Source organism: Paenibacillus tundrae (assembly GCF_030812775.1).
Classification (GTDB): Bacteria; Bacillota; Bacilli; order Paenibacillales; family Paenibacillaceae; genus Paenibacillus; species Paenibacillus tundrae_A.
On the sequence record NZ_JAUSTI010000014.1, the window covers coordinates 70,867 to 96,122 of the forward strand.

Genomic DNA, 25,256 nt, shown 5'->3' on the forward strand with positions numbered 1-25,256 from the left:
TCTGAGCATTCATACAGAGATATCTCCTGTTTAACTCCACAGAATACAAAATCTCTCAAATCATCATAATCATTAATACGCTTAACACCAGCTAAAGGTTTTGCAAAAAAATCCCACCATTCATCATCGTAGAGATTTTTGCTTCTTCTACTGTGATTAATGGTGGGGGCATATCACATTAATTTCTATCTATTTTGCTACCCTTCTCCTGCATCAATTTTATGTGCTAAGCATCAACACCAATTCCGGAATATCGTTGTTTTGCGTCAATTGTTTGTATACTCACTTTTGTCACTATGCTACTCTACGCTTTTTAGCGATTCCGTCATATGAATATTGGCGATATTCCTTCTCAATAGCAGGTTGGACAACATGGTAAGCAGGAACGCCAGTAGTATGGAAATCAGTAGGCCTGTTACATTTAATTGATCTGGGATTTGTTGATGGGTACTAGATAATGCATTGATCACAATTGTAAAACAGTACATACCTAAAGGTACGGCAATAACAGCTGCCAAGCCAGTTAATATAATGTTTTCCTTAAAAATAAGACGATTGATTTTACCTATGGGATAACCCAGAACCTTGAGTGTGGCTAATTCTCTATTCCTTTCATGAATGTTAATAGAAGAGATTGTGTAGACGGCTCCCAAGGAGAGAATTACCGCACTTATGATGAACATCACAAACATAAACTGATTCTGATTCAGTATATATCTGGCCGATTCCTGAATTTCCTGCTTATCCGTAAGCGAGTTCACACGTTGATCCTGTTCAAAAAACTGGCGTATGCCTGCTAACTCCGTATCATTATTAGCTTTAATTAACATCGAGGTTGGATGATAATCGACCCTGAAGCTCTCCAAATAGGTTGGAGTGATATAAAAGGATGGGTGATTATACTGATTCGTAATCTGGGCAACCTCCATCGTTACAGATTGATTCCGTCGCTCCGGCTGCGTGAAGCGCAGTTGAATGAAGTCGCCTTCTACGATGTTGTAATGATCCGCATAGGATTTCGGTACAATCACGCCATGATCCCCCATAGCTATTGGTCGATCTGCTTGATCAAACAATTGAATGAGGTTGTTTTCTTTTTCCATCACGACAATCGTCGCATTCTCTCTGTTATTCGCCTCTACGAGTTCCACAGGTAGGGTAGAAATGAAGTGATGGCTTTGAATATCTGAGGGCAGGTCGATTGCCTCAAGCGCAGTACCTATTTTGTAATCTACTCTCAGATCATAGGTATACACATCCTCAATCTGGTTGGCTATTTTCAGCAATGACGCTTGGGTACCTACGGCGATGATCAGCAATACCATGCTCACCATCGTTCCAACGGAACTTGCCACTGCTTTCTTTTTGTTCAGAAATAGGTTTCGTAAAATGATTTTGTGGCTGAAGGAAATCCGTTTCCACATTCCGGGAATTCGTTCGATCAGTAGGTTCTTCATGTTGCGGGGTGGCTTCGGACGCATGGCATGAGCTGCACGCTCGTTAAGTATCGTTCTACCACTCCAATAGACGGACAAGAGTCCAAAGCTACTAGAGAACAACAACGGCGGCAGAACCGACCATGGGGAGAGCGCAAATGTAATGCCAGGCAACGAATATGACTTGGCGCTAGATGCTGTGACTAATGGGATAAACACGTAGAGGGCTACGATGCAGCCTACGAGGGAACCGATTATACTAACCAGCAGAGCATATTCCATGTAATGAAACATAATCCAGCTATTCTTAATCCCCAGAGCCTTCATGATGCCGATCTGATTGCGCTGTGAATCAATTGTTCTGGACATGGTTAGAAACAAAATGATCGCTGAGATCAAAAAGAGAATGAGCGGAATTACTTTACTCATCATACCGTTGTTATAGATGGTCTGCTGGATCTGGGCATATCCGAATGACCGCTCTTTGCTCGTTTGCCCTAGATATGAAAGGTCTGCGGATTGTGCTTCCATAGTCTTCGCAATGAAATCCACATCATGCCCTTCCTTGGTATCAATGAGCAATTCATTGTAATATAGACTACCTGCAATCTTTGGAATCGCTTCTGGGGCAACATAGGCTATGGCATGGGTTTTATGGTCTTGCGTAGCATTTTTCTTCACATATTCTACATTCTCAATCAGTCCGCTGATCTCAAACGTCACTTCTCTTCCATTCGTGCTCAAACGAATCGAATCACCAACCTGATACGAATGTTCCTCGGCATAATGCGAGTCCACCATGATCTCAGCAGGTTCGGAAGGAAGACGCCCCTCTATGATCATCGGTCTATTGATCTGATTGTCGGACGGCAGTGAATGGATAGTGAATGCCGCTGTATAACCATCGAAGTATTGTAATGCATCCGTTGTATAACGCGCTTCAATACGTTCAACTCCGTCTACTTTAGCGAATTGTGCTACATCTTCTACAGCCACACGGTCATAATACACATTCAGATCACTTAAGTGATATGTTGCAAAATAATCCTCGGTGTACTCACGCTGCTTCTGACTATAGCTACTTAATCCCGCATAGAAGAAGGCGCCTACAGCGATGACCAACACTAACGCAATACATTGGACAATGGATTGTTTCATATCTCTGAACAGCTTCACGACTAATTTCTTCATCACCATTCAATTCCTTCGATGCTTTGTTTGTTATCATTGATTGTGATGGATTCGATACCACCACTTTTGACCTTAATGATCTTGTCGGCGATTGGAGCGATTGCGGCATTATGGGTGACCAGCACGACACATGTGTTGTGATCCCGATTTACTTCTTGAAGAAGCTTCAACACAGCCTTGCCCGTAACGTAGTCCAAAGCCCCCGTTGGTTCATCACATAGGAGTAGCATAGGATTCTTGGCGAGCGCTCGAGCAATAGCAACCCTTTGCTGCTCCCCACCAGAGAGCTGAGATGGAAAGTTGTGCAGACGATGCGACAGTCCCACCTGGTTCAGTACAGCCTCCGCGTCGAGATGATCTCTGCATACTTCCGTGGCAAACTCTACATTTTCCAATGCATTCAGATTCGGGATCAGATTATAAAATTGAAATACGAAACCAACATTCTCCCCACGATGAGCGGTTAATTTTTTTTCGTTCCATTTCGTAATGTCCTGATTGCCGATGATAACCTGACCTGACGTAGCCGTATCCATGCCGCCAAGGATGTTCAAAATTGTGCTTTTCCCCGCACCACTTGCTCCCAAAATAACGACCAGCTCTCCCTCGGCAATCGTAAAATTCACATCGTTCAGCGCCTTGATTCGCACTTCGCCAATCTGATATTCCTTCGAAACTTGTTTGAATTCAATCAGTGTTCCCACCACTCACAACTCCTCCCGTGTTATATGCCGCATCCAAAGAGTTAGAGCCTAATATGAAGCCCATATCCCCTTTTAATCACTTCAGTTCCATCATACCTCTTGGTAAAAAAACGACCTCATGCAAGCGAAGGATCGTACCCTCCGTCTCAAGAAGGAATTCAGTGGAGGGATATAAGCTTAAACTTGGCATACAAAACAAAAAAAGAGATGACTCGCGATTCATTGCTGAATCTGCAAGCCATCTCTATGAACTTCATGTATCGTTATTGGCGTCTGGAGACTAGACTGTGACGAATGAAGTGATACTACTTTTCCGATACGTTCCTAGCTGCCCCAATATTGCTTGGCAATCCGTTGACCTTGATCAATCTTCGCCCATTGCTCGGATTCGCTCAGTTCGTTACCACCGTCGCAGGATGCAAACCCGCATTGGTGGGATAGCAGCAGACGATCCTTATCAATGATTTTGGATGCTTCGTCCAGCAGGCGGATTACACGATCTTCATCATCCAATGTGCTCGTTTTGGAAGACAACAGACCCAGTACAATTTCCGTTTCAGGTCTGTCCTTGAATACTTCCAGTGCTTCAATCGAACCTGCACGATCGTCATCCCACTCTAGGAAGAAGCGATCATACTTCAACTGCTTCAGGAATAGATTCGCGATTTTTGCGTATGATCCTCCACCCATGTTGCGGGAATCATAGTTACCGCGGCAGTTATGGGTCCACATTTTCAAGCCAAGGCTATGACCGAAGTCGATTACGGTGTTGTTAATATCAATAAATTCAGTAGCGAGACCCTGTACTTCCTCTTGATTAATATGCTCCCCAGTAAACGGAGAGTTCGGGTTGTCGTCTGCAAATAGCTCCCATAAGCAATCATCGAATTGCAGGATTTTACCGCCGGCTGCAGCAAATTCTGTTACGAATTCTTTATAAGCTTTTACAAGCCCTGCTTTGAGCTCCTGAATGTTCTGGTACACCGCGTCTGTGCCACCAATGTTATCCGACCAAGACAACTCACCGAAGATATGGGAAGGTGACGGTACGCAAAGCTTTGTTTGCTGATCACCAGCGGTGTCTTGCAGCTGTTTGAACAGTTGAATGAAATGGTGATTCTTGCCGCTCAGTTCACCAGTGATGCGGAGCCCAATGTCTTTACGTGTTTCATATTTCGAAGTGCCATCCACGTCTCTGAAAAAGTATCCATGATCCGCGATATAACGCTTCACTCCACCAAAACCCCACACAAAATCTAGATGCCACATGGATTTGGAGAATTCACCATCTGTAATAATTGACAGGTTATGCTCAATTTCTTTCTTGACCACCTGCTCGATTGCTTTCGTTTCGCACTGTGCATATCCCTCAAAATGGTTATAGAACGGATACTGGATATCATCACGGTGTTCAATTTGCGTTTTATATTCTAGCAGCTCATCCGGCCGCAATAAACTTCCTACGATCTGGAACTTATCAGTCATGTAAATAACCCCCTCGTTGTGTACGAGTATCATATCACGAGGAGATGAGTTCGAAGAATAATCAATAATGGATAACTAGTTATAGCTAAAAGCTATAGCAAATACTTCCTGCAGATCTTATCATTGAATGGTCATACTCTCTTTGCTCTCACAACTTAAGGAAACCGCAATTGTAACATTTATGATCTCCAGCCAAAGAAGAATACCGACAAGCGGTCATGAGAAGCTTAATATCCCTTCAACGTAATAACTTATGGACACGTATAATTATGGATTAGTTGTTGGAGTGCTTGTTTTACATGCCCATGAAACAAACCTCCATGATAGCAAATCAGCTGTTCAATGTCATATTCAAGCAATCGTTGGACAGAGCGGATGGCCGCTTCCATATCCATTGTGTATTGGGGATTAGCAATGGCTAGCTTGTCATCTTCAATCACGACGGCATCAGCTGCAATCATGGTTTTGCTGGCGGAAAAATAAACGGAAATATGACCAGGCATATGACCGGGAGTATGGATGATTTCGATCCCATCACACCAAGGGAGTTTTTCCTTATGGGTTACCGTTTGATCAACGGCAATGGGCTCAATTGACTCTAGCAAAGCCATAAATTGTTCTGCATACGGCTTGTCTTCATCAGGCAACGTGTTAAATGTGGATTCCGCCTGTTCAAGTCGCAATGACTTTTTCTGTCCTTCTATATACGGAGCCTCGAGCTCGTGGGCGATAATTTGGATATGGGGGTAAGCGCGCTTCAGTGCAGCGAGCGAGCCAACATGATCCATATCGTGATGCGTGACGATAAGTTTAGTCATAGATTGGAGAGTAACGTTATGCCGGTTTGCTGCTTCTTCAAGAAGAGGGACAAAATTCGGATAACCGCAGTCAATGAGTATCGTATCGATCTCATCTTGAAGAATCACTGGGGTAATGACCTGCTTTTGTCTGTTATGCTCAAACTCAATCTCCATTAGATGATAGCTACTCATACATACACCCCCCCCATTATTAACATAATTTCCCTAATACTTATAATGTCATACTACAATTTTATAGCGAGCTACGCCGTAATTCATAAAAATACTGCACAGCGGAATGCCTAGACTTCACCTTCTCGGACATGTTCAATATTCGCTTCTTGCCCACACGCCTGTCCACTAGAGCCAGAATATTCAACAGAATATCATCGCTCTCCAGGCTTACCTCTATCGAGGTTGTCAAAAACGTATTGGCCACCACGTTAAAATTGGATTTACTTAGTGCAGTCTGTGCGGACAAAATCTCTTTCACTACGGCTGTACTTTTCTTGCTTCTTGCCATGACGGGTAAACGATCCTCCGGCACGTTTCCTTTGGTCGCTTTTCTAACCGCTTCAATATCTTCATCACTGACTGGAATCTCAATCTGCGGGTCATTCTTAATCTCCTGATCCGACTGGTACCAGCGGATCGGGGTTGTTTTATCCATCATATTAAGAATGTTCTTCTTATCTACAACAAGATAACTAAGTCCAGCCTTATCCGGTGAATACCGGTAACTGGTTGATCCATATTCAACTCTTCCAACTAACGCAGGACAGAGGAAACTCTCCAATTGTTGCTTCAATTTACTCCAGGACATAATTCCTCCTATGTTGATCCATTTGATAGATGCTGCACACCATGTTTTCGAAATGCATTTTAAAACATCCATTCCACTCTTCATCTTACTTTAGTATAGCTCAAAAAACAGCACAAAATATCATGCACCCCTTCTCTCTCTGGCTTAAACTTTGGAAAAAAGGAGGGTTCACGATGTTAACACTTCCCGTTCATACACTAGAATTACAAGGTTCAAACTACGAAATTGGCTATAGACTAGGCACACTGATTTCTGAAAATAAAGAACAACAACTCGCGTATACACGCACACTTGAAGGCTTTGGCGAGAACGAATATCGAGAGGCAGTCCATCTCTTCGATGAATGGTGCCCAGGCATAACGGAAGAGATTGCTGGATTTGCAGAGGCCTTGCACGTACCTGCCAAACAAATTGCATATTATGCCCTATCTTACCTGCTCCCGCGATGCAGCCAGATTGCCCTGCTGCCCTCGATGACAGCACTGAACACACCCCTACTTGCTCGTAACTATGAATTCAATCATCAGATGGAGGAGTTTGTTCTTGCTAGAACCTCTGTAACAGGTAAATACACACACATGGGAACGAGTACGATGAGCTTTGGACGTGACGATGGTTTCAATGAGCATGGACTTGCGATAACGATGAGTGCTTGCGGTTTTCCCGTTGGGGCTGTGCCCTTTATGCGAGCACCTAAGCTTAAAGGCTTACATTTCTGGGCGGCTATTCGAGCGGTACTGGAGCGTTGTACTAATGTTGAAGAAGCGCTGCTCTATCTCAAAGACATGCCGATCGCCTGTAATGTCAATATGATGTTGCTCGATCAATCCGGTAACGCTGCTTTATTCGAAACGATGGATGGCAACCAAGCGACAAAGCACATTGACCCAGCCTCGCAAGAGCAGTTTCTCTGGGCGACCAATCATCCTGTTCTTCCTAAACTCGTGAGTTATGAGCCACAGGCTGCGATTCATTCTTTGCGACGGGCAGAGTGGATTATTTCCCAACTGAAGGGATCGACGGGTGTAACACATGAACAGCTCAAGGACATGTTATTGTCGAGCTACCCCAATGGGCTGTGTTGTCATTATTTTGAGGACTTTTTCGGCACAACCAAAAGCATGCTGTTCTCCCCCGCAGAAGGTATAATAGAGTTATGTTGGGGCGGTAGAGCCGCCAACGGCTGGCACACATACGATATCAGACAACCCCTGCCAGAAACATCGACTACGATTCAGATTAGCTTGGAGAGAGCTGACCCGGCGATGTTCGGATACCAATCCTTGCACCGTTGATCATGGAGGGATTCCTATTGGACTACCGACCAGCATTAGAGCAGGCAATCATCTATATCGAAGATAGACTTGGTGAAGACATCAAAGTGGAGGAGGTTGCGCGGGCAGCAGGATACTCCTACTACCATTTGAACCGCCAATTCAGCGCAATATTGGGAGAAAGCATTGGCAGTTACATTAAGAAACGGCGATTAGCAAGTGCAGCGAAGGCTTTACTTTATACGAATAAAAAGGTTATTGAGATTGCGCTGGAAAATGGATTCGAGTCGTCCGAGTCGTTTAGCCGTGCGTTTAAATTCAACTATAGGATCAGCCCACAGGAATACCGCATCAATCGCTTAGATACCTTTATTGCTTCCAAGTCGAAACTACACACGAATGATTTGGATCATTTAACGCTCAACGTCACCACACAGCCCACCATTGTCATGTTTCCAGAAACGAAGATCGTGGGAATACGTGGACAAACCACACTTAAAGATAATAAGCTATCCGCCTTGTGGCAGGAGTTCAACCGAATCTCCACCCAGATCCCCCACCGCTCCATTCCTGGACGAGGATTTGGTATTTGCGAGGCATGTCATGAGAACAGCCTGTACGAGATGAGTGATGAGGTGGTATTCACAGAGGTTGCTGGCGTGGAGGTTGAGTCTTTTGCTGAGCTGTCTGAATCATTCGTGCAAAAGATACTTCCAGCAGGACGTTACGCGGTATTCACTCACACAGGCTCACTGCGTGCCCTTCCTCAGACCTTCCAGTATATCTGGGGAACATGGCTGCTGAATACAAAAGAAGAAATGGACGACCGAGAGGATTTTGAATTATACGATCACCGTTATTTGGGATATGACCACCCTAATTCCAAGATTGATTTATACATTCCGCTTAAATAAGGTAAACAGGATGTACATATATAGAGGGGGACTACCACCATTTTACGAAAACTAAAACAAGCTGCGAAATTGCTTAAAGCCAATTTGCTCGTTTTGTACCTATCCTACCGTGACCCTAGAGTAAAATGGTTTGCTAAGCTGTTTACATTGTGTGTTGTAGCTTATGCCTTCAGCCCCATCGATCTTATCCCAGACTTCATCCCCGTTCTCGGTTATGTGGACGACCTCATTATCGTTCCAATCGGCATCGTTCTTGCCCTGAAAATGATACCTCAAGTGGTCATTGAAGAGAACAGACCCAAAGCACAGGAGATTTTAAGCAAACCCAGAAACTGGTACACGGCTACATTGTTCATGATCGTATGGGTTCTCCTTGCTGCCTGGCTTAGTTTGTACGTGTATAACCGTTTTTTCCGTTGAAGAAGGTCACTACTTATAGAGGAGAGGAATAAACGAATGGCTAAGAAAAAGAAAACAACCTTACCCGCTGATATTGAAAAACTTATTGCCAATAATGATATTGCTGCCGTCAAAGAGGTATTTGAGCAATGCGAATGGGATGCCCGCGGGGGCTATAGCAAAGGTACAACGCTCAGCTTACGGAAGATTTCCGATGAACTCATTCGCTGGTTAGTGGAACAAGGGGCTGATGTTAACGCCCAAGACAAATACCAGCGTACACCTCTTCACGCTCATGCTGCACACTGGTCAGGAAATGTAAGCTTGCTTCTTGAATTGGGCGCAGATCCGAATGCTGTTGATTACCAGAACGAGACACCGCTGCACGCAGCCTTCAATTCGTATAGAACCCAAGCGGTACAAGAGTTGGTTAACCATGGTGTAGATATTAACGTACAGAATAAAAGGGGAAATACTCCACTGGCTAAGGGCTTAATCAATTGCCGGAATCCAGATATTGTTCATATGGCAGAAATCGCCACTATTCTGTTGGATGCTGGAGCATCAGTCACCCCGGAGATGAAAGAGTCGGTAAAAGGAATTGGCAAGAATTTTGAATTCATTCGAGAAAAATATAATAAAGACCGTGTTGACGAGGTTTCAGGCGCACTACTCAAGCTGTATCAGCTCTTTGATGTGGAGCCAGTAGCTGTACGCATCATGCATGATGGAACTACGCCCATTCAGGTAACAGCAACCACTTGGCCTAAACAACACCAAGAGCTGTGGGAATATCTCATCCCGCCCCAAGGCTATGCCCCGACGGTTCAGGGAGAGGTTATTCGGATCACCGGGCGTGTGTCCCATGAAGTATTGGACAATGGTGGTGGCAACTGGGATGTCGATTTCCGTAAGATGCTGGATGCGTTGGTACAGCACTTCGGTACGGGTTCACCGTTAACTCCGGCACTTCTGCAAGAGGCAAACGACTTGGTCAGTAGGCTTCGCAAAGGTTCGGACTATGATGCGCCTGCCAGATTATGCGAATTAGCGGTGCAATGGGTGCTTGCTAATCCTCAGCCAGTGACGATGGCGCAACCGGCGTATTCTCGCTGAAGGTAGGCTTGGTCATTTTACACTCTATAAAAAAAGCTAAACTGCTTCTCCGACATGAAGTCAGAAGAATTGCAGTTTAGCTTTACTTTTTTCCATATATGTTACGACTCTTCTATCCTATCTTGACTCTTGCTTGCAAACTCATCAAGCAGCGTCCGCACGACACTTGTTGATTTTGCATTCATTAAGTCATTGCGAAGCTCACTTGCGCCTCGGAATCCACGAACGTAGATTTTGAAGAAACGTGTAAGCGCGCTGAATGAACGTGGCTCTTGCTCTGAATATTGGTCATGGAGATCCAGGTGCAACCGTAGCAGATGAAGCAATTCCTCACTGCTGTGTTCTTTAGGCTCCTTCTCGAAGGCAAACGGATTCTGGAAAATGCCCCGCCCAATCATAATACCGTCTACACCATACTGTTCAGCGAGCTTCAAACCAGTCTCACGATCAGGAATATCGCCGTTAATCGTCAGGAGTGTATGCGGCGCGATCTCATCCCGAAGCTTTTTAATCTCCGGAATCAGTTCCCAGTGCGCATCAACTTTACTCATCTCTTCTCTTGTCCGTAGGTGAATGGACAGGTTCACAATGTCCTGCTGTAAAATATGAGTTAACCAGTCGCGCCATTCGTCTACTTCTGTGAAGCCGAGTCTTGTTTTCACACTGACAGGCAGTCCCCCTGCTTTGGCAGCTTGGATGATCTCCGCAGCGATTGCGGGACGGCAGATCAGGCCGCTCCCTTTCCCATTCTCTGCAACATTGGCTACAGGACAACCCATATTAATGTCGATGCCTTTGAAGCCTTCTTTTGCCATACCGATACTCATTTCACGAAAGAATTCCGGTTTATCTCCCCAAATATGAGCCACAATAGGCTGTTCGTCCGCTGTAAACGTCAAACGACCACGCACACTTTTGTTCCCTTCAGGGTGACAGTAGCTCTCCGTGTTCGCAAATTCCGTAAAAAATACATCGGGTCTCCCTGCTTCACTCACAACATGACGAAACACAACATCCGTCACATCCTCCATCGGTGCCAGTATAAAAAATGGTCGTGGTAATTCTCGCCAAAAATTGTCTTTCGTCATATCCAAAACCTCTCTATGCATACTAGGGAATTCTTTATCCCGGAAATGTTAAATCATCTGTAACCGATTATATCACACCCCCGAGAGAAGCATACTTCTCCCGCTAGCATGAGTATGGTCAACATATAGAAATGAATATTTAAATATCTTGAACCTATTGAATGTACCATTATAAAACCACGGCTTGGCGCATGACAACTTCATTATCCACATTTAATCCAACTTCTTTTTTCCATCTGTGTATTCCATGACGATTACATCGTAACTAAATATGTGTTTGACATCAATATATATTGAAGATATTATGGATATGTATAATCTCCAATCAAGACGAAGATAAATTAAAGTCTGAATCATGAGCCATGTTGTGCAAGGGTGGGATTGAACGTAACCATTTCCCCCATGCTATAGAGGTAATTACGGTTATCCATCTAGTTCTGAATGTACAGTCCACTCAAAAAGGAGATTATTGATTATGGACGAATTAACTAGTCAAACGGATGTATTAATGCATCAGTACGAAATGATGAAGCGAACGAGAGAATCCCTTTTCCAGATGTGTGAAAGCATGTCCCCCACCGCGTATGTTCAACCCGTTGAAGCCCTAGGTGGAGATTCCATCCGTGACCTGCATGTACATGTCACAGATTGTTATCGCGTATGGTTAGGCGTTCGTGGACTTGGCCGATCTATCCCCAAATTAAGACCACAGTCTATTCAAGATGTACAGAAGATGCGTGCTTTATTTGAAAAGACAGACTTTCTCGTTCACGAATTTCTCCATAGTTTTCAAGACGGCTGGAACCCAGAAATTCAAGCAAGCTGGATGAGTGATACCGCTCAATCTACTGAACTATGGATTTTTACACATTGCATAACCCATGAATTTCATCACCGAGGGCAAATAACAAAAATCGCAAGACTACTCGGAACCATACCGCCCAAAATGAACTTATCTAAAATAAAGTAATGTTGCTCCTAAGTATTGATCAGACACATGAACACGCTGGGCTAAGGAAAATTACAATAGTTATTGCGTCGATAAGGGGGTGTGCTCTTGCTCAAATCATAAAGCTAGGCATTCACCTATATTTACGATAGGGACTGTCATGCTTATGCTTGCCGTTATAGATCATAATGGCGGCTAACCTTGAAACGAAAAAAACGGAACGCAGGCTGATCAGAGCCCTCGTTCCACTTTTTTATTTTCCATGCGATATTTTTGAATTCACCGCAAGATCGTTTAAACGCCTATCTCTACTTAGATTAGATCCGACTTCTGTAGCAATCTCTGCATGATCGTCGCAATCTCGGCACGTGTGATCTTACCTTTTGGCGCCAATAAAGACTGGCTGCGCCCCTGCACAAGACCCGACTTCACGCTATCTACTGCACTACTGCGTGCCCAATTGGATACCGTAGTCTCATCTTGGAATGACTGGAGCGTTGTATCCAGAGTTTCAGAGTTTAAGCTGTCTGCCAGCCCAGTAATCGTCATCGCTTTCGCCAATATGACCATCGCCTGTTCTCTTGTAATGGTTTCATTAGGATGGAACATACCATCCTCAAAGCCGTTGATCAGTCCATAAGCATTTGCTGTACGAATCGCGCCATTGTACCAATCCGTGGTTTGAACATCCGAAAATGGAGTCTCCCCATTCTCCGGACGAAGTCCTAGCCCACGAACCACGATGGCAGCAAACTCTGCACGGGTCACAGCTCGATCGGGATTGAAGTTGCCGTTACCGACACCTTCCACAATCATGCGAGATCCCATGTCGTTCACAGCATCTTTACTCCAATGATTCGTTACGTCTGCAAATTGTAGCGGATGCCATACCACGGCATATGTGCTATTGGTAAGGCTGTTAATTTGAGCTTCGTATCTTCCATTATTCTGACGTACTTTGGTTGGAACATGGCGAACCGTGCCGTCCGGCTCCACCACAACGCCGGTTGTAATCTTGTTAGGATCTACGTTGTCTGGAATAGCTATCGTTCTCTCGACATAGGCATCAAAATGACTGACTTCAACGGACTTGTCCCCATAAACGGCATTAACCGTAAAGTCCAGCGGTGGAGCAACTAGTGTGAACTCGTTTTGAGCGACTGCGCGCCCTACAATGTCCGATTGAGCAGATGTCGGAGCTGCGATTTCAATCTGTACCTTGATTCCCTGCAAATCGTTAGACCCTCCAACTTGGCTCGCAATCTCTCCAATGCGGATCTGTCCTGCAGGAACGGTATATGAAGCTTGCTCCGTTTGGAATTCCAGTACAGCTTGATAATCTTCCATCGTCCTGATCATTTCCCCAGTAAGCTCACCAATGAAGATATCAGACGTTTGGCGAATCGGAATTGTAACAACAGCGCGTTGCCCTTCCGCTGCCAATCTATCGTTCAGCTTCTGCTGATCCACCACAATCGTCAATGCGGATTGTTGATCACGCCGGGATATTGTCGCTTGTCCAGCATTCTCCACTTTTCCATTAACCAGAATATCGACACCTGTCGTTACCGTTGTTGGCACTGTTGGTACTGTTGTCGGTGTTGTGATTGGCGCTACTGGTGCGGTCGATGGAGCTTCTGTTACAGGTGGATTGGTTGGCGGAACTGAGGCTGCTATTGGCACAACTACATTGGACTTCACCGAGTCCATGCTTTTGCCTGCACCGTTAATGGCTTTCACCGTAAACGTGTAGCTTGTTCCGTTACTCAATCCTTGTACTGTAATTGGACTAGCACTGCCTGTAACTATCTTCTTCCCTGGTGATACAGTCACCTCGTATCCCGTAATTGGACTTCCACCATCATGGGCTGGCGCTGTAAATCTCACAGTGGCTTGTCCGTTGCCCGGCGTCGCTGTCACATCTGATGGAGCCCCAGGCACTTTTGAAGGAGTAACGCTAACCTGATTGGAGGCTTCGCTAAGTCCTCCCTTATTTTCTGCTTTTACAACAAAGTAATAGGTCTTACCGTTAACCAAATCAGGGATTGTATAAGGTGATGATGCATCCTCCGTGATTCCAACCATGAGGTCAGGATCATCGTCTGTTGCCATGTAAATCCGGTAATTTACATCGGGTTCCGTAACCCATTTCAATGTGACATGACCATCCCCAGGTTCCGCTGTCAGATTTCGAGGATTGGCTGGCGCATTAGGCAAATTCACCGCTTGTGTTACTTTGAACGTGATAGGTAGCATATGATCTGCTGCTAATGTAACCGTAGCTATATATGTTCCTGCTGGTAATCTGTCTTTGGCTTTCAAGGTAAAATGGGTCTGGTCTCCAGCGGCTAATTCAGTATCTGGCTGTGTGATAACAAAGGCTTCCGAATCATCCCCGCTCAGGGATGCAGATAAATTAGCCAGATCCCCCGTACCCGTATGCTGAATGGACACGGTATTTGTTTCCTGAGTACCAGATTCATATCCGAGTAATAGCGAGTCCAATATGCGATCTTCAATCGGAGCAATCGTATACGTTGGAGCTGCTGTTACTGTAAGCGCCATGCTACCTTTTTTGCTGATATCTACTGTGGAGGTCGCGGTTATCATGTATTCCCCTGGCTCAGCATCGGCTTCCACCGTAACATAACCCGTATCGCTGACCCTCACCTTATTCGTTGTATCGTTACTGCTCCAAGTCACCGTTATATCAGCTCCGCCTACAGTATCTACGGTTGCCGTCAGTTGTCTGCTCTCTCCCTGCATCAGGGTATCGGTAACCGGATTAACGATGACACTGTACACGGCCGGGGTATACGTTACCTTGATGACTGCCGTTGCAACCTTAGTTAGATCTGACACTGAGGTTGCTGTAATGATATAGTCCCCTGGTACGGCGTCGGAAGCAACGCTAACATTCCCCGTGCTGCTCACCGTTACCTTGTTGCTGGAATCGTTGCTGAGCCACATTACAGAAGGATCGGCTCCGCCCACCGCAGTTACCGTCGCTGTGAGTTGTTCACTATTCCCTTGTGCGACATTAACACTTTCCGGATTGACACTAATATTGTGAATGGCTGGCGCATACGTCACTGTAACGGTTGCCATTCCCATTTTGCTGCCGTCCTCAATGGATGTAGCTGTAATCGTATAGTCTCCTGGCACACCATCTGCTGCAACCGTTACAAAACCCGTATTACTTACCGTGATTTTGCCAGTTTGGTCGCTGCTGTTCCACGTAACGTCCATCGAGGCCCCACCTACCGCCTCAACGACTGCCTCTAACTGCAAGCTATCCCCTTGCATAATACTTGCCGGATCAGGTGAAACAAGTACCCCGTTTACTGCGGGTGCATATGTCACCGTAATGGTTGCTGTACCCACTTTACTATTGTCTAACGTCGAAGTTGCCGTAATCGTGTAGCTCCCTGGCACAGTATCTACTGCCACCGTCACGAAGCCTGTATCGCTTACCGCAACTTTGTTATCCATGTCACTACTAGCCCACGCAACTGTATCTGCGGCTCCACCGACGGCATTCACCGTTGCGACCAGTTGTCTGCTCTCTCCCTGCATCATACTGTCGGTACCCGGACTAACGCTAACGCTATTCACGGCTGGCGCATATCGCACCGTAATGACTGCCGATTCTCTCTTGCCCGTATCATATGAAGAAGAAGCTGTAATGGTGTAGTCACCCGGACTAGCATCGGTTGCCACACTAACCTTCCCAGTTGTATCTACCGTTACTTTATTATTGAGATCATGGCTATACCAATTTACCGTGTCTGGCGCTCCACCTACGGCCACGACGGTTGCCGTTAACTGAGTGCTCTCCCCCTGCATCAAGCTATCAGTACTTGGATTAACCGTTATACTCTGAATTGCTGGTGCATATGTCACCGTAACGGTAGATGTTGCTGTTTTGCTACGATCGAACGTGGAAGTCGCCGTGATGATGTAATTACCTGGTGTAGCGTCCCGTGCAACCGTAACTAAGCCCGTAGCATTTACTGCAGCCTTGTTCGCGGTGTCACTACTGCTCCATGTCACCGTCGTTGGTGCCTCTCCTACAGCGTTAACAGCAGCAAATAGCTGTCTGTTACCACCTTGCATCGTACTTGTTGTAACTGGGCTTACAGTAACACTAGTTACGCTTGGTGGTGGCGGCGGGGTGAATTGGGCTGCCCTTATATTTACTACCTTTCTGTCATTCTCGTCCCACACCGCATACAGCGCTCCGTTCATGGCTGCTATAGCAGGGTGCATGGCTGTTTTAGTTGCAAAAGCATTCAAGCCACCATTTCTTCCATTTTCGGCTAGAACCCATCCATTGCCATCATATTTTCTCACACGAATTTTGAAAACAGAAACGCCGCTTGCCATCTCTCCCGAATTTTCGGTCCATATGGCATATAATTCATTATTTAGACCTGCTAACTGCACCTCGAAAGCACGCAACCCTGTATTCACATTGATGCCGTATTCGCCATCACCATCAATATTAGTCCAAGTAGTGCCGTCGAATTTCTTAACACGAATCTGATCATCCGTGCTATATTGACCTCCACGAGCTTCCACCCATGCTACGTACAATTGATCATTCATAACACTTAGAGATGGACTGATTGCGTTATTCCAACTAACCTTGTTCAAGCCAGCTCCACCGTCAGCGACTGTCCAGTTGGTGCCATCATATTTCTTAGCCCGCACTGTATTGAAGCCGGTGCCTACTCTTTCAGACCACAGTGCATATAAATCATTGCCAAATACAATCATGGCTGGTCCACCTGCTCCACTGCCTGGGTCTACATTCAACCCATCCGTTCCGCCGCCATCGAGGCTTGTCCACGTCGTACCGTTGTATTTCTTCGCACGAATCTTAGCTGCTTCTTGCCAGATTGCATACAACTCACCTTTATATGCAGTCAATTTTGGACTTAATGCTGTGATGGAAGGATTCTCATTGATCCCGGCAGGGTTACCCCCTTCAGCATTTGTCCAGCTCGTACCATCATATTTTTTGACCCGAACTTGTGCAGTATAAGAAGCATTTCTCTCCAACCATGTGAGATACAGCTCATTGTTATAAACAGCTAATGCCGGAGACTCGACATCTCTGTTGACATCGTAATTCAAACCATAGGTTGGGTGCCCCCCATCAACACTGACCCAATTAGAGCCATTAAACTTCTTAACTCTGATCTGGCTAATCGTAGACGTACTTGGAATTGTTTCTCGCCATGCCACATAAATTTCACCATTCCATTCCAATATGGCAGGATTTTCGCCCCTCATGGCTGGATTTACATTAATGCCAGTTGCTCCATTCCCATCAATAATTGACCAGCCGGATGCCGCCGAAGTGACGCCTCCTCCAATCACCAAGGATGGTATTAAGAGAATGATGGCTAGCAATAGGTGTGCCATTCTTCGAAAATGTCTGTTGTATCTCTTACTTGTTGTTCTCACTGGAATCATTACGCATCTATCCCTCCGTCTTCTCGTTCTATTGATGCATCTCTATATTTCTACTCAACATAACGGAAGGCACCTTAAAAAAACCTTAAAAAATGACGTTATTCGACATTCTTCGACTAACTTAATTGCACAACTATCTCTTAATTCTTGCTCGTAGGGCATGTAAAACTAACCATTTCATATTTTGTTGGAACTAACGCTATACCAATACAAAAAAGGCTCCATCGCCAATGCGATGAAACCTTAGTATTAACACGTTCTCTTTAAGACTGCATATCTGGAATACGAAAAGCAACACTTGTTCCTCGTCCCGGCTCGCTTGTAAGTTCCAGAGCAGTTCCGTACTCAAATCTCAGTCGCTTATTGATATTTCGCAAGCCTACACCTTGCTCGCTACTCGATTCATTTTGATCCAAGAACAGATCTATTCGCTCCGAAGAAATTCCAACCCCATCATCGGTTACAGTGAACAACCAATAACCTTCCGTTCTCACTGCTGTCAATTGTACCGTACCGCCTTCAATTCGAGCTCCGATGCCATGGCGAATTGCATTTTCAACCAACGGCTGCAGCAGCAGTGGAGGCATCTGCACACGATATGCCGCTTCGGGAATATCATATTTGAAGCAGATCCGATCCCCGAACCTTGCTTGCTCAATCTCCACATATGTTTGAATAAGCTGGAATTCTTCATCAAATTCGATACGTTCATCCGTATTGCTGAACCGGAAGCTTCCTCGTAAATAATCTGCCAACGCAATAATCATGTTCCGTGCACGCTCCACGTCAGTATAACTGGAAGACACGATACTATTGAGAACGTTATATAGAAAGTGTGGCTTGATCTGCGACTGAAGGAATGCTACCTCCATATGTACTGCCCGTCCCAGCGATTCCTTCATGGCTAGCAAACTTCCGATTCGAGCTTTCAGTTCTTCTAGATCAAATGGCTTAGGCAGATAATCATTAGCTCCCACCTGGAATGCCGCCACTTTATCCTGAGGTTGCAGCGCTGCTGTAACCATGAGTACAGGCAAGTCTAGCAATGAATACCGTTTGCGAATTTCTAGACATACTTCATATCCAGACATACCAGGCATCATGAGATCAAGAATGACCAGATCAATTCTACCTGGCTGGTCGATCTGTTCGAGCGCCTCATATCCATCTTTGACCGCAATAACGCGATAATTGAGCGATTGCAATGCATCGAGCAGTACCTTTAGATTCACATACTGATCATCAACGATTAATACCGTAAGTTGGCCTTCGGCGTTCACAACATAAGGCGTTGAGAATGAATATCCCTTCTCCAAGGGATGATTATACGCTGTAGATGAAGAAACCCACGGATCGTCACTGTGTTGTAATGCCCTAGGCAATGTAAATGTAAAGGTTGTACCTACTCCGAGCGTAGACATTACAGCAAGCTCACCTCCTTGCAGTTCAATCAGCTGCTTCGCAATCGGCAATCCAAGCCCAAAGCCGCGCTTCCGTGTTTCCTCCGTGGATTTAAACGGCTCGTAAATATGCGGCAGATTCTCCGGGTCAATGCCTGCACCTGTATCTCTCACTTCAAATTGGAGCACATCTTCGTGCTCTTTCCCAGTAACAATAATCGTTCCATGTTCCGTGTGCTTGATCGCGTTATCGAGCAGATTACTAATGACTTGGCTTATCCGATTTTCGTCAGCTTGCGCAAGAGACAAGCCCGCTGGAACCTGATTGATGAGCTGAATATCCTTTTCTGTACAGAGATAGGTATAGAAACGGATCTGAACCTCCACAACTGAACGTACATCCACGGGTGCAAGCACAATCCTGAATTCTCCCTGTTTCAGTTTGGACAAATCCAGAATGTCATAGACAAGTTGAGACAGCTTTCGGGTAATCTCAATCATTAATTGCAGCTTTTCCTGCTGCCCAGTTGTAGCCGGATTGGCAGCATCATCAAGCATGGAGCGCGATATATTCATCACGCCGTGCAGAGGTGTCTTGAATTCATGCGAGGTACGCGCAAGAAAGTCATCCTTGTGTTTGTCTGCCTCCAGCAGTTGCTCGGAAAGCTCCTCAATCCGCTGAAAAGCATTGGAAAAGCGAAGTGACATCAACAGTGCAAGCATGAGGAGCACAAGAAACGGCTCGACTGGTGGCAACGAATAGATGGGCACGCCGAAATATACGTTCAAGTTCTGATTCAAAATCAAAGCGTTTAACGCCATAGCCGCCACGGCAAGATACCAACTGCCAGCGACCTTATGTAGAACAGCGTGAACAAACACATATGTTGCGTAAAGTAGAGCTAACGTGACATATAATGATGTCACAAGACGTAGCAGTCCTGTTGTAATTTGCGTAGCGAAGGCCAGATGCAAGAAGAGTAGACACGTCCCTGTAACCAAGCCTCCTTTAGTAAGCCACTTGTGAATGTAGGGGCGGAATGCGGTGTACACATATAGTAAAAATCCTACGCCTACCCCAACGGTCACTACCATTTGAATTCGGAAATATAGCCAAAATGGGACTGGTCCAATGACATCAAATAATACCCGCTCACCACTGACACTTGTAAACGCCGCGATAAACAAACAGACGAATCCAAATACAATAAGGGAAAGATCGTTTCTCCTCTGAGAGAATAGTCCGATAAAATAAAGCCCCATGATTAGAAAGGAGGTTAAGACCACCCAATCATGTGCAGTTGCAAGATCACGAATTCTAGAGATCTGATCAGCTTTACCGAATTGAAACGATTCACCTATTCCGCTAGCAACTTTAAATTCGTGATTAGCGACCTCAATCAAAATATCGTTCCAACCTTGTTTTAGTGTGAAGTAACTGACATATGGCTTATTGAGAGCACGATAGTACTCTTTCAGGTCTGGATCTCCGCTGGAGCCTACAACTTGACCATTGACGATCAGTCTGTTAGAGAGAAGGACGGCGGCTGTTTTGATGCCATATACGACACTGTTATCATCAATCCGAACCTTCAATCGGTATGTTGCCATGCCCAACGTATCCATCTGTTTACTCCAATAACCAGGTACCTGAATTAATGAAGGTGGCTGATCCCCCATACTCTCGTTATCGAGTGGGTGGCTGAAGAGTAGTCGATGAGGATAAAACTCCCATTGTCCATCCAAACGAACGACACCATTCTTGTCAAATGCCCAGTCGTTCAAGTCTATTGTTCCATTGCTTGCAATGGGCATCGTTTTCTTATTCACTGTGAAATATGTCAGCAGTAACCCATAAGTCGCGAACAGCATCGCAACTGTAATTAGTACGGCGATAAATTTACGTTTCATTTGGCTGTGCACTCTGTCTTTCCTTCGTTTGTTGAACCAGTAACATCGTTTCCTCCTCTAATTCTGTTCCAAGCTGGATGCGTACAGCCTGTTCCAACTGCAAGCATACTCGGTACGCTTCGCTCCGGGTACCAAGCTCCAGATGCAGTCTGATCAGCGCGCGGCCATCGATCTCGGAGTCAGGATGTAGCTTGAGCAGTCGCTGTAAACTATCCACCGCAAGCGAGAGCTTTTCTTGGCTACGGTAATACCTATTCCATTTGCGAAGAACACGAACATACAATGATTTGATCTCCAACTGTCTGGCAATCGCCCAGTCAAAATTGCAACCATCCATATAATCGCCGGTGTACATCTCGTTCATCTGATTGTAATGCTTCTCTTGCAGATTCTCTTCGTCCAATATTTGGTTTAGTAATTTCTCGAATGGAGCAACATCTGTTGTGATCCCGTTGAGTTCAGCGAAGAAACCCTGATTCCCTTTGCGAATATGGATCGGGATTTCCTGAGCCGTCAGGCTTCTCCGCAGATAAGAAAGGCAGGTGTATAAATACGATTTGGCTTTGTCGAGATCATATCCCGGCCATAACGCTTCAATAATAACACCAGCATTCACACGCTTGCCTTCATGATGAATCAGGAAGGCGCAGAGCTCTCGCTCCTTTTTCGTTTTCCACACTACTTCTTTGTCGGTCTCACTCGGTGAATCGATGCGAAACCCTCCAAGAGAATGAACAGACGGAACAGGAGCCTGATTGGGCTGCACTGGGTCTGCTTCGTTGTAAAGGTTTTTGGTTATCCGTGCAATTGTATTCTCTAATCTGCCTGCCGTAAAAGGCTTCAGCAAATAATCCGTAGAATCGATCTCGAATGCTTCTAGTGCATATTCCGCATAAGCTGTCGTAAATATAATAGGTAGCTCAGGAGAGATACTTCTGATGCGACGAGCAGCTTCAGTTCCCTTCATACCAGGCATCTGGATATCTAAGAACACTGCATCCACCATCGTTTGGTTTAGAGCATCGATCGCCTGAATGGGATTGAGATACGTTCCGGCAATCTCGACGTTTCCTACTTGTTTAAGCAATATCTGAAGCAGATTCAATGCATCGACTTCATCGTCGATTAACATGACTCGTATCATTGGCTGTTGACCTCCTTCTCAGTTCAAGCTAAAGGCTGGCGGTTTGAAGTCAATGTTTACATTTTTTACATCAGATGATGATTTATATATTTATCGGGCGGGTGCCTTCGTCTCATTAGACTCTTTTCATTTTCTGCGATAGACAATCTTTAAACAACTAGATTTCGCTGTTCATTTCTGACCCTTTTCCTCTTGTCGAACTGGAGAAGCTGCTCTACAATGAAGCTCGGCAGGCTCTTAACCTGCAATTAAGATTTGGAGGAGGCCTGAAAGAGACATGGAAATTTCACTGGATATGATCAAAGACAAAGTGGAGTGTGTACAAGCTTATGATTTGAAAGAACTGGAGCGTATGATTGAGGATCGAATTGGAATTAACAAAGCGCTGATGCTGCGGGTGAAGCACGTTCAGCATCAAGTGACGTACCACCCCATTCTCAACAAGATGTTATATAGTGCCGTTGTGCATTTTGCTATGGAGTGATGATACAGAAAACCATTATTACAGACGAAAACCCAGACTGGGCATCAAAGCCAGTCCGGGTTTTTACGTGATGATTGCAACCTAGAAGTAACATCCTAACGATTGGCACAGCTTAATAAACGGCAATCCTGTCATCCAACATAGTCTTGTTCTGAACGGGATTACCCGTAATGTAGACCTTTCTTAAAGAGGAAAGCTCACTAAGCGGGTTGAGATTGGATATCGCATTATTTTCTACGTGCAGAATCTCTAGCTGTTTCCAGCCTTTTACGAAATCAAGCGTTTGGATGGAACTGTCCTGTAGAGTGAAGGAGTGAATCCCTGTTAACCCTGCCAAGTAGGACGTAATCTGTTCTAAGTCCTCAATATGATTGTTACCGAGCGAAAAATACGAGTTATTAAGATTCAACTGCTCCAGTGCGCCGTTATTAAAAGGGGCGTCCCCTTCCAACTGAAATGTACACTCTACACATTCAAGTGTTTTAAGATTCGATAATTGAAACAGTTCTCGCGTCTCCCCGTAAAAAGAAGTCTTGCTGGCGTTCAATACTTGAAAATTAGGTAGACGATTCAAAGCCTTTACCTGAGTAAAGCTGCCTGACTCCAACATTGAAAGTTCCTCTAGCTGCGAGAAACGTAACATATCACCGCCGCTGATTTCCCCGCTGTTCAGATTAACGGTTAAGTGACGGACAGCGGGTGCATGAAGAAGCGGTACGAAGGAGGCAGGCAGCACCAATTCCGTTACACGGGGGAGGTTGAGCTCTGGCGCCGTGCTATAGTAACCAGAGACAGCAAGCGAAGACAACGAACTCAGGCTGTTGATTACTTGCAGTGTCTCCTGTGCTCCTGCATCCGCAAGCCTCAGCCTGGTGAGTGATGCTTTATTCCGCAATGGTTCCAGACTAACAAGGCTGACCTGATTTACATCCAGAGTATGAAGCTTAGGCATGCTGGCTACAAAATCGAGCGTCCTCAAATTTCGCACGCCGTCAAATTTTAACTCTTCCATTTGGCTGAGTGCATACAGACTGCTGAAGTCAGTCGCTTCACTGGTGCCGATGCTTAATGATTCCAAAGAAGGAAGCGTGGACAAAAAGCTCAGATCGTCTATTGTTGTAATCGCAAGGGATCGTAATGGTAGCTGCTGCAGTAATTGAAAATCGGTTACCGATTCATCAACGTATGTAATGCTTAAATTCTGCAGATTAGAAAATTCAAGCAATCGTGCCATTTCGTCATTGTTGCGTATCTGAGTCGTTAATTGCTGAATGCGGCTCTTATCACCGAAATAAGAGGCGAACACATGGAACGATTCGTTGAAGCCAGACGAATAACTTTTCAAATTCTTCATATGACTGAAGCCCACGTCTCTCGTCTGGGTTATTTCGTACTCCCCATTTAAGTCCAGCCCAGTCAAACCCGAAAACGCTTCGAAGTCCTTCTGCTCAATTCGCTGAGTATTCAGCACTTTATCTGTCACGACATATTCTTTCCATTCTGACTGTTCGTTTGTGAACGGATCGTCGAAGCTGTACCTGAACCGCCATCGGTCATCCGCTTTATCCACGGATAAAAAACGAATGCTGCCAAGTTCCTCTAACGATGGCATAGCCGCCGTCTTATCAAAGATGTCTCTTAGGAAGAGCTGCAGCACCTCGCTTTCTGGCTCTGTCCGCACAACATGGGATTGGCTTGCCCCTCCCCCACTTCCCTGATTGGCGAAAATCCATATAAAATAGACGGAAAGAGCAAGAACCAGCAAACCCGCTAGCAAGCCATTCCGTTTCAATATCGGCCTGACAGGTCTGGTTGGAACAGCTGTCCCGTGATAATGGTGAACCGATTGATCCACATGGTATACGTTATTCTCTTGGAGCAGTAGTTCCGTCTCACAAAATGGACATTTGAACAACCTTTCCCCTTTTGGCTCTATCTTTCCATTACAATTTGGACATTTCAGTTGAATAAATGCCACGGTACACCTCCTGCATTTATAAAAAACAAGTTTTCATCTTATACGCATCAGTCCACAGTAGGTAACAGCTCGATCTATAAGTAGACTTTTATCCAAGCTCGATGTGCAAAGATTTGCGTCCAATTAAACAAATCTTGATGTTCACACAAACTTAAACCTATTATCCAAGTTAACTGTGTTAAATCCATTGTTTGTGGTAAAGGATTGCTCATTTTCTGAATGATGGCATCCTTCATGTCAAAAGCATGCTCATTGATTGTCTGTTGGCTATTCATCCATTGGAAAAGTTCCAGCAGCTCGCTCGCTTCTAAAGTTATCGGTAACGCCAAATCCTTAGGATCATGAAACGAATTCTAATTTCTTGAACCCCTGAAATGAATAATTTTATTAATTCGTTCGTTCATATGTACCTTCTTCAATTCTCCAATATAGGTATATTACATCATCTACCATGAACAAGAGTAGCTCTTACAAGCAAACATTGTAACTTCAAAAATTACTAACTGTTATGGAGGGAAACTCAATAATAATCTAAGTATATATGTTGATGCATTAAAAGTAGCGAGTTGGGCGCAAAGCGGCATCGCCGACAGCTTAGAAACTGGCATTGTAAAAGGAAAAATCGCCTGTCCCTTCAAAAGAAGTTAAGACACGGCGATTTTTGGTCCATATTCGGGAT

General features: G+C 45.0%; 17 protein-coding genes. 6 read left to right on the forward strand and 11 right to left on the reverse strand.

The annotated features are described in order from the left end of the window. Positions 1–299: 299 nt before the first annotated feature. From J2T19_RS21345 to J2T19_RS21365, 5 genes are all read right to left on the reverse strand, one after another. On the reverse strand, positions 300–2,627 hold the full coding sequence (locus J2T19_RS21345) for an ABC transporter permease (protein ID WP_307219336.1): 2,328 nt from the start codon (positions 2,625–2,627) through the stop codon (positions 300–302). Then, positions 2,627–3,331 carry an ABC transporter ATP-binding protein gene (locus tag J2T19_RS21350; RefSeq protein ID WP_307219338.1) on the reverse strand — a complete coding sequence of 235 codons (705 nt, stop codon included), beginning with the start codon at positions 3,329–3,331 and terminating at the stop codon, positions 2,627–2,629. The genes J2T19_RS21345 and J2T19_RS21350 overlap by 1 nt, the downstream gene beginning before the upstream one ends. Positions 3,332–3,655: 324 nt before the next feature. Then, a complete protein-coding gene (locus tag J2T19_RS21355; protein WP_307219340.1) occupies positions 3,656–4,816 on the reverse strand; it encodes a cobalamin-independent methionine synthase II family protein in 1,161 nt (386 codons plus the stop codon). A 251-nt stretch (positions 4,817–5,067) separates the two neighbouring features. Continuing rightward, positions 5,068–5,808: an MBL fold metallo-hydrolase gene (locus tag J2T19_RS21360; RefSeq protein ID WP_307219342.1), complete on the reverse strand. Its 741-nt coding sequence runs from the start codon at positions 5,806–5,808 to the stop codon at positions 5,068–5,070. A gap of 61 nt (positions 5,809–5,869) precedes the next feature. Continuing rightward, positions 5,870–6,439 carry an SF0329 family protein gene (locus J2T19_RS21365; protein ID WP_307219344.1) on the reverse strand — a complete coding sequence of 190 codons (570 nt, stop codon included), beginning with the start codon at positions 6,437–6,439 and terminating at the stop codon, positions 5,870–5,872. A 173-nt stretch (positions 6,440–6,612) separates the two neighbouring features. Between J2T19_RS21365 and J2T19_RS21370 the strand changes: the two genes are divergently transcribed. The 4 genes from J2T19_RS21370 (at position 6,613) to J2T19_RS21385 (ending at position 10,142) form a co-directional block, all read left to right on the forward strand. Further along, positions 6,613–7,734: a C45 family autoproteolytic acyltransferase/hydrolase gene (locus tag J2T19_RS21370; RefSeq protein WP_307219345.1), complete on the forward strand. Its 1,122-nt coding sequence runs from the start codon at positions 6,613–6,615 to the stop codon at positions 7,732–7,734. Between the two features lie 17 nt (positions 7,735–7,751). Beyond that, the gene (locus tag J2T19_RS21375; RefSeq protein WP_307219347.1) at positions 7,752–8,627 is read left to right on the forward strand and encodes an AraC family transcriptional regulator; all 876 of its coding nucleotides are present in this window, start codon (positions 7,752–7,754) and stop codon (positions 8,625–8,627) included. Between the two features lie 69 nt (positions 8,628–8,696). Further along, positions 8,697–9,047: a YkvA family protein gene (locus J2T19_RS21380; RefSeq protein WP_370874922.1), complete on the forward strand. Its 351-nt coding sequence runs from the start codon at positions 8,697–8,699 to the stop codon at positions 9,045–9,047. 36 nt (positions 9,048–9,083) lie between these two features. Continuing rightward, positions 9,084–10,142 carry an ankyrin repeat domain-containing protein gene (locus J2T19_RS21385; protein WP_307219349.1) on the forward strand — a complete coding sequence of 353 codons (1,059 nt, stop codon included), beginning with the start codon at positions 9,084–9,086 and terminating at the stop codon, positions 10,140–10,142. 101 nt (positions 10,143–10,243) lie between these two features. On the opposite strand, the gene J2T19_RS21390 is transcribed toward J2T19_RS21385, so the two are convergent. Beyond that, on the reverse strand, positions 10,244–11,230 hold the full coding sequence (locus J2T19_RS21390; protein ID WP_307219352.1) for a tRNA dihydrouridine synthase: 987 nt from the start codon (positions 11,228–11,230) through the stop codon (positions 10,244–10,246). 475 nt (positions 11,231–11,705) lie between these two features. Between J2T19_RS21390 and J2T19_RS21395 the strand changes: the two genes are divergently transcribed. After that, the gene (locus J2T19_RS21395) at positions 11,706–12,200 is read left to right on the forward strand and encodes a DinB family protein (protein WP_307219354.1); all 495 of its coding nucleotides are present in this window, start codon (positions 11,706–11,708) and stop codon (positions 12,198–12,200) included. A 291-nt stretch (positions 12,201–12,491) separates the two neighbouring features. On the opposite strand, the gene J2T19_RS21400 is transcribed toward J2T19_RS21395, so the two are convergent. The 3 genes from J2T19_RS21400 to J2T19_RS21410 form a co-directional block, all read right to left on the reverse strand. Next, positions 12,492–17,660, reverse strand: a complete 5,169-nt coding sequence (locus J2T19_RS21400; RefSeq protein ID WP_307219362.1) for an S-layer homology domain-containing protein — start codon at positions 17,658–17,660, stop codon at positions 12,492–12,494. Positions 17,661–17,923: 263 nt separating this feature from the next. Beyond that, positions 17,924–20,971: a sensor histidine kinase gene (locus J2T19_RS21405; protein ID WP_307219364.1), complete on the reverse strand. Its 3,048-nt coding sequence runs from the start codon at positions 20,969–20,971 to the stop codon at positions 17,924–17,926. Further along, positions 20,961–22,115 (reverse strand): response regulator, encoded by a 1,155-nt coding sequence (locus J2T19_RS21410; RefSeq protein WP_307219366.1) that lies wholly within the window; start codon positions 22,113–22,115, stop codon positions 20,961–20,963. Before J2T19_RS21410 ends, J2T19_RS21405 begins: the two co-directional genes overlap by 11 nt. 277 nt (positions 22,116–22,392) lie before the next feature. On the opposite strand from J2T19_RS21410, the gene J2T19_RS21415 reads away from it, so the two are divergent. Continuing rightward, a complete protein-coding gene (locus J2T19_RS21415; protein ID WP_307219368.1) occupies positions 22,393–22,599 on the forward strand; it encodes a DUF2536 family protein in 207 nt (68 codons plus the stop codon). A 112-nt stretch (positions 22,600–22,711) separates the two neighbouring features. On the opposite strand, the gene J2T19_RS21420 is transcribed toward J2T19_RS21415, so the two are convergent. Continuing rightward, the gene (locus J2T19_RS21420) at positions 22,712–24,577 is read right to left on the reverse strand and encodes a leucine-rich repeat domain-containing protein (protein ID WP_307219370.1); all 1,866 of its coding nucleotides are present in this window, start codon (positions 24,575–24,577) and stop codon (positions 22,712–22,714) included. A 74-nt stretch (positions 24,578–24,651) separates the two neighbouring features. Beyond that, positions 24,652–24,906, reverse strand: a complete 255-nt coding sequence (locus tag J2T19_RS21425) for a nucleoside triphosphate pyrophosphohydrolase family protein (protein WP_307219372.1) — start codon at positions 24,904–24,906, stop codon at positions 24,652–24,654. Positions 24,907–25,256 lie beyond the last annotated feature (350 nt).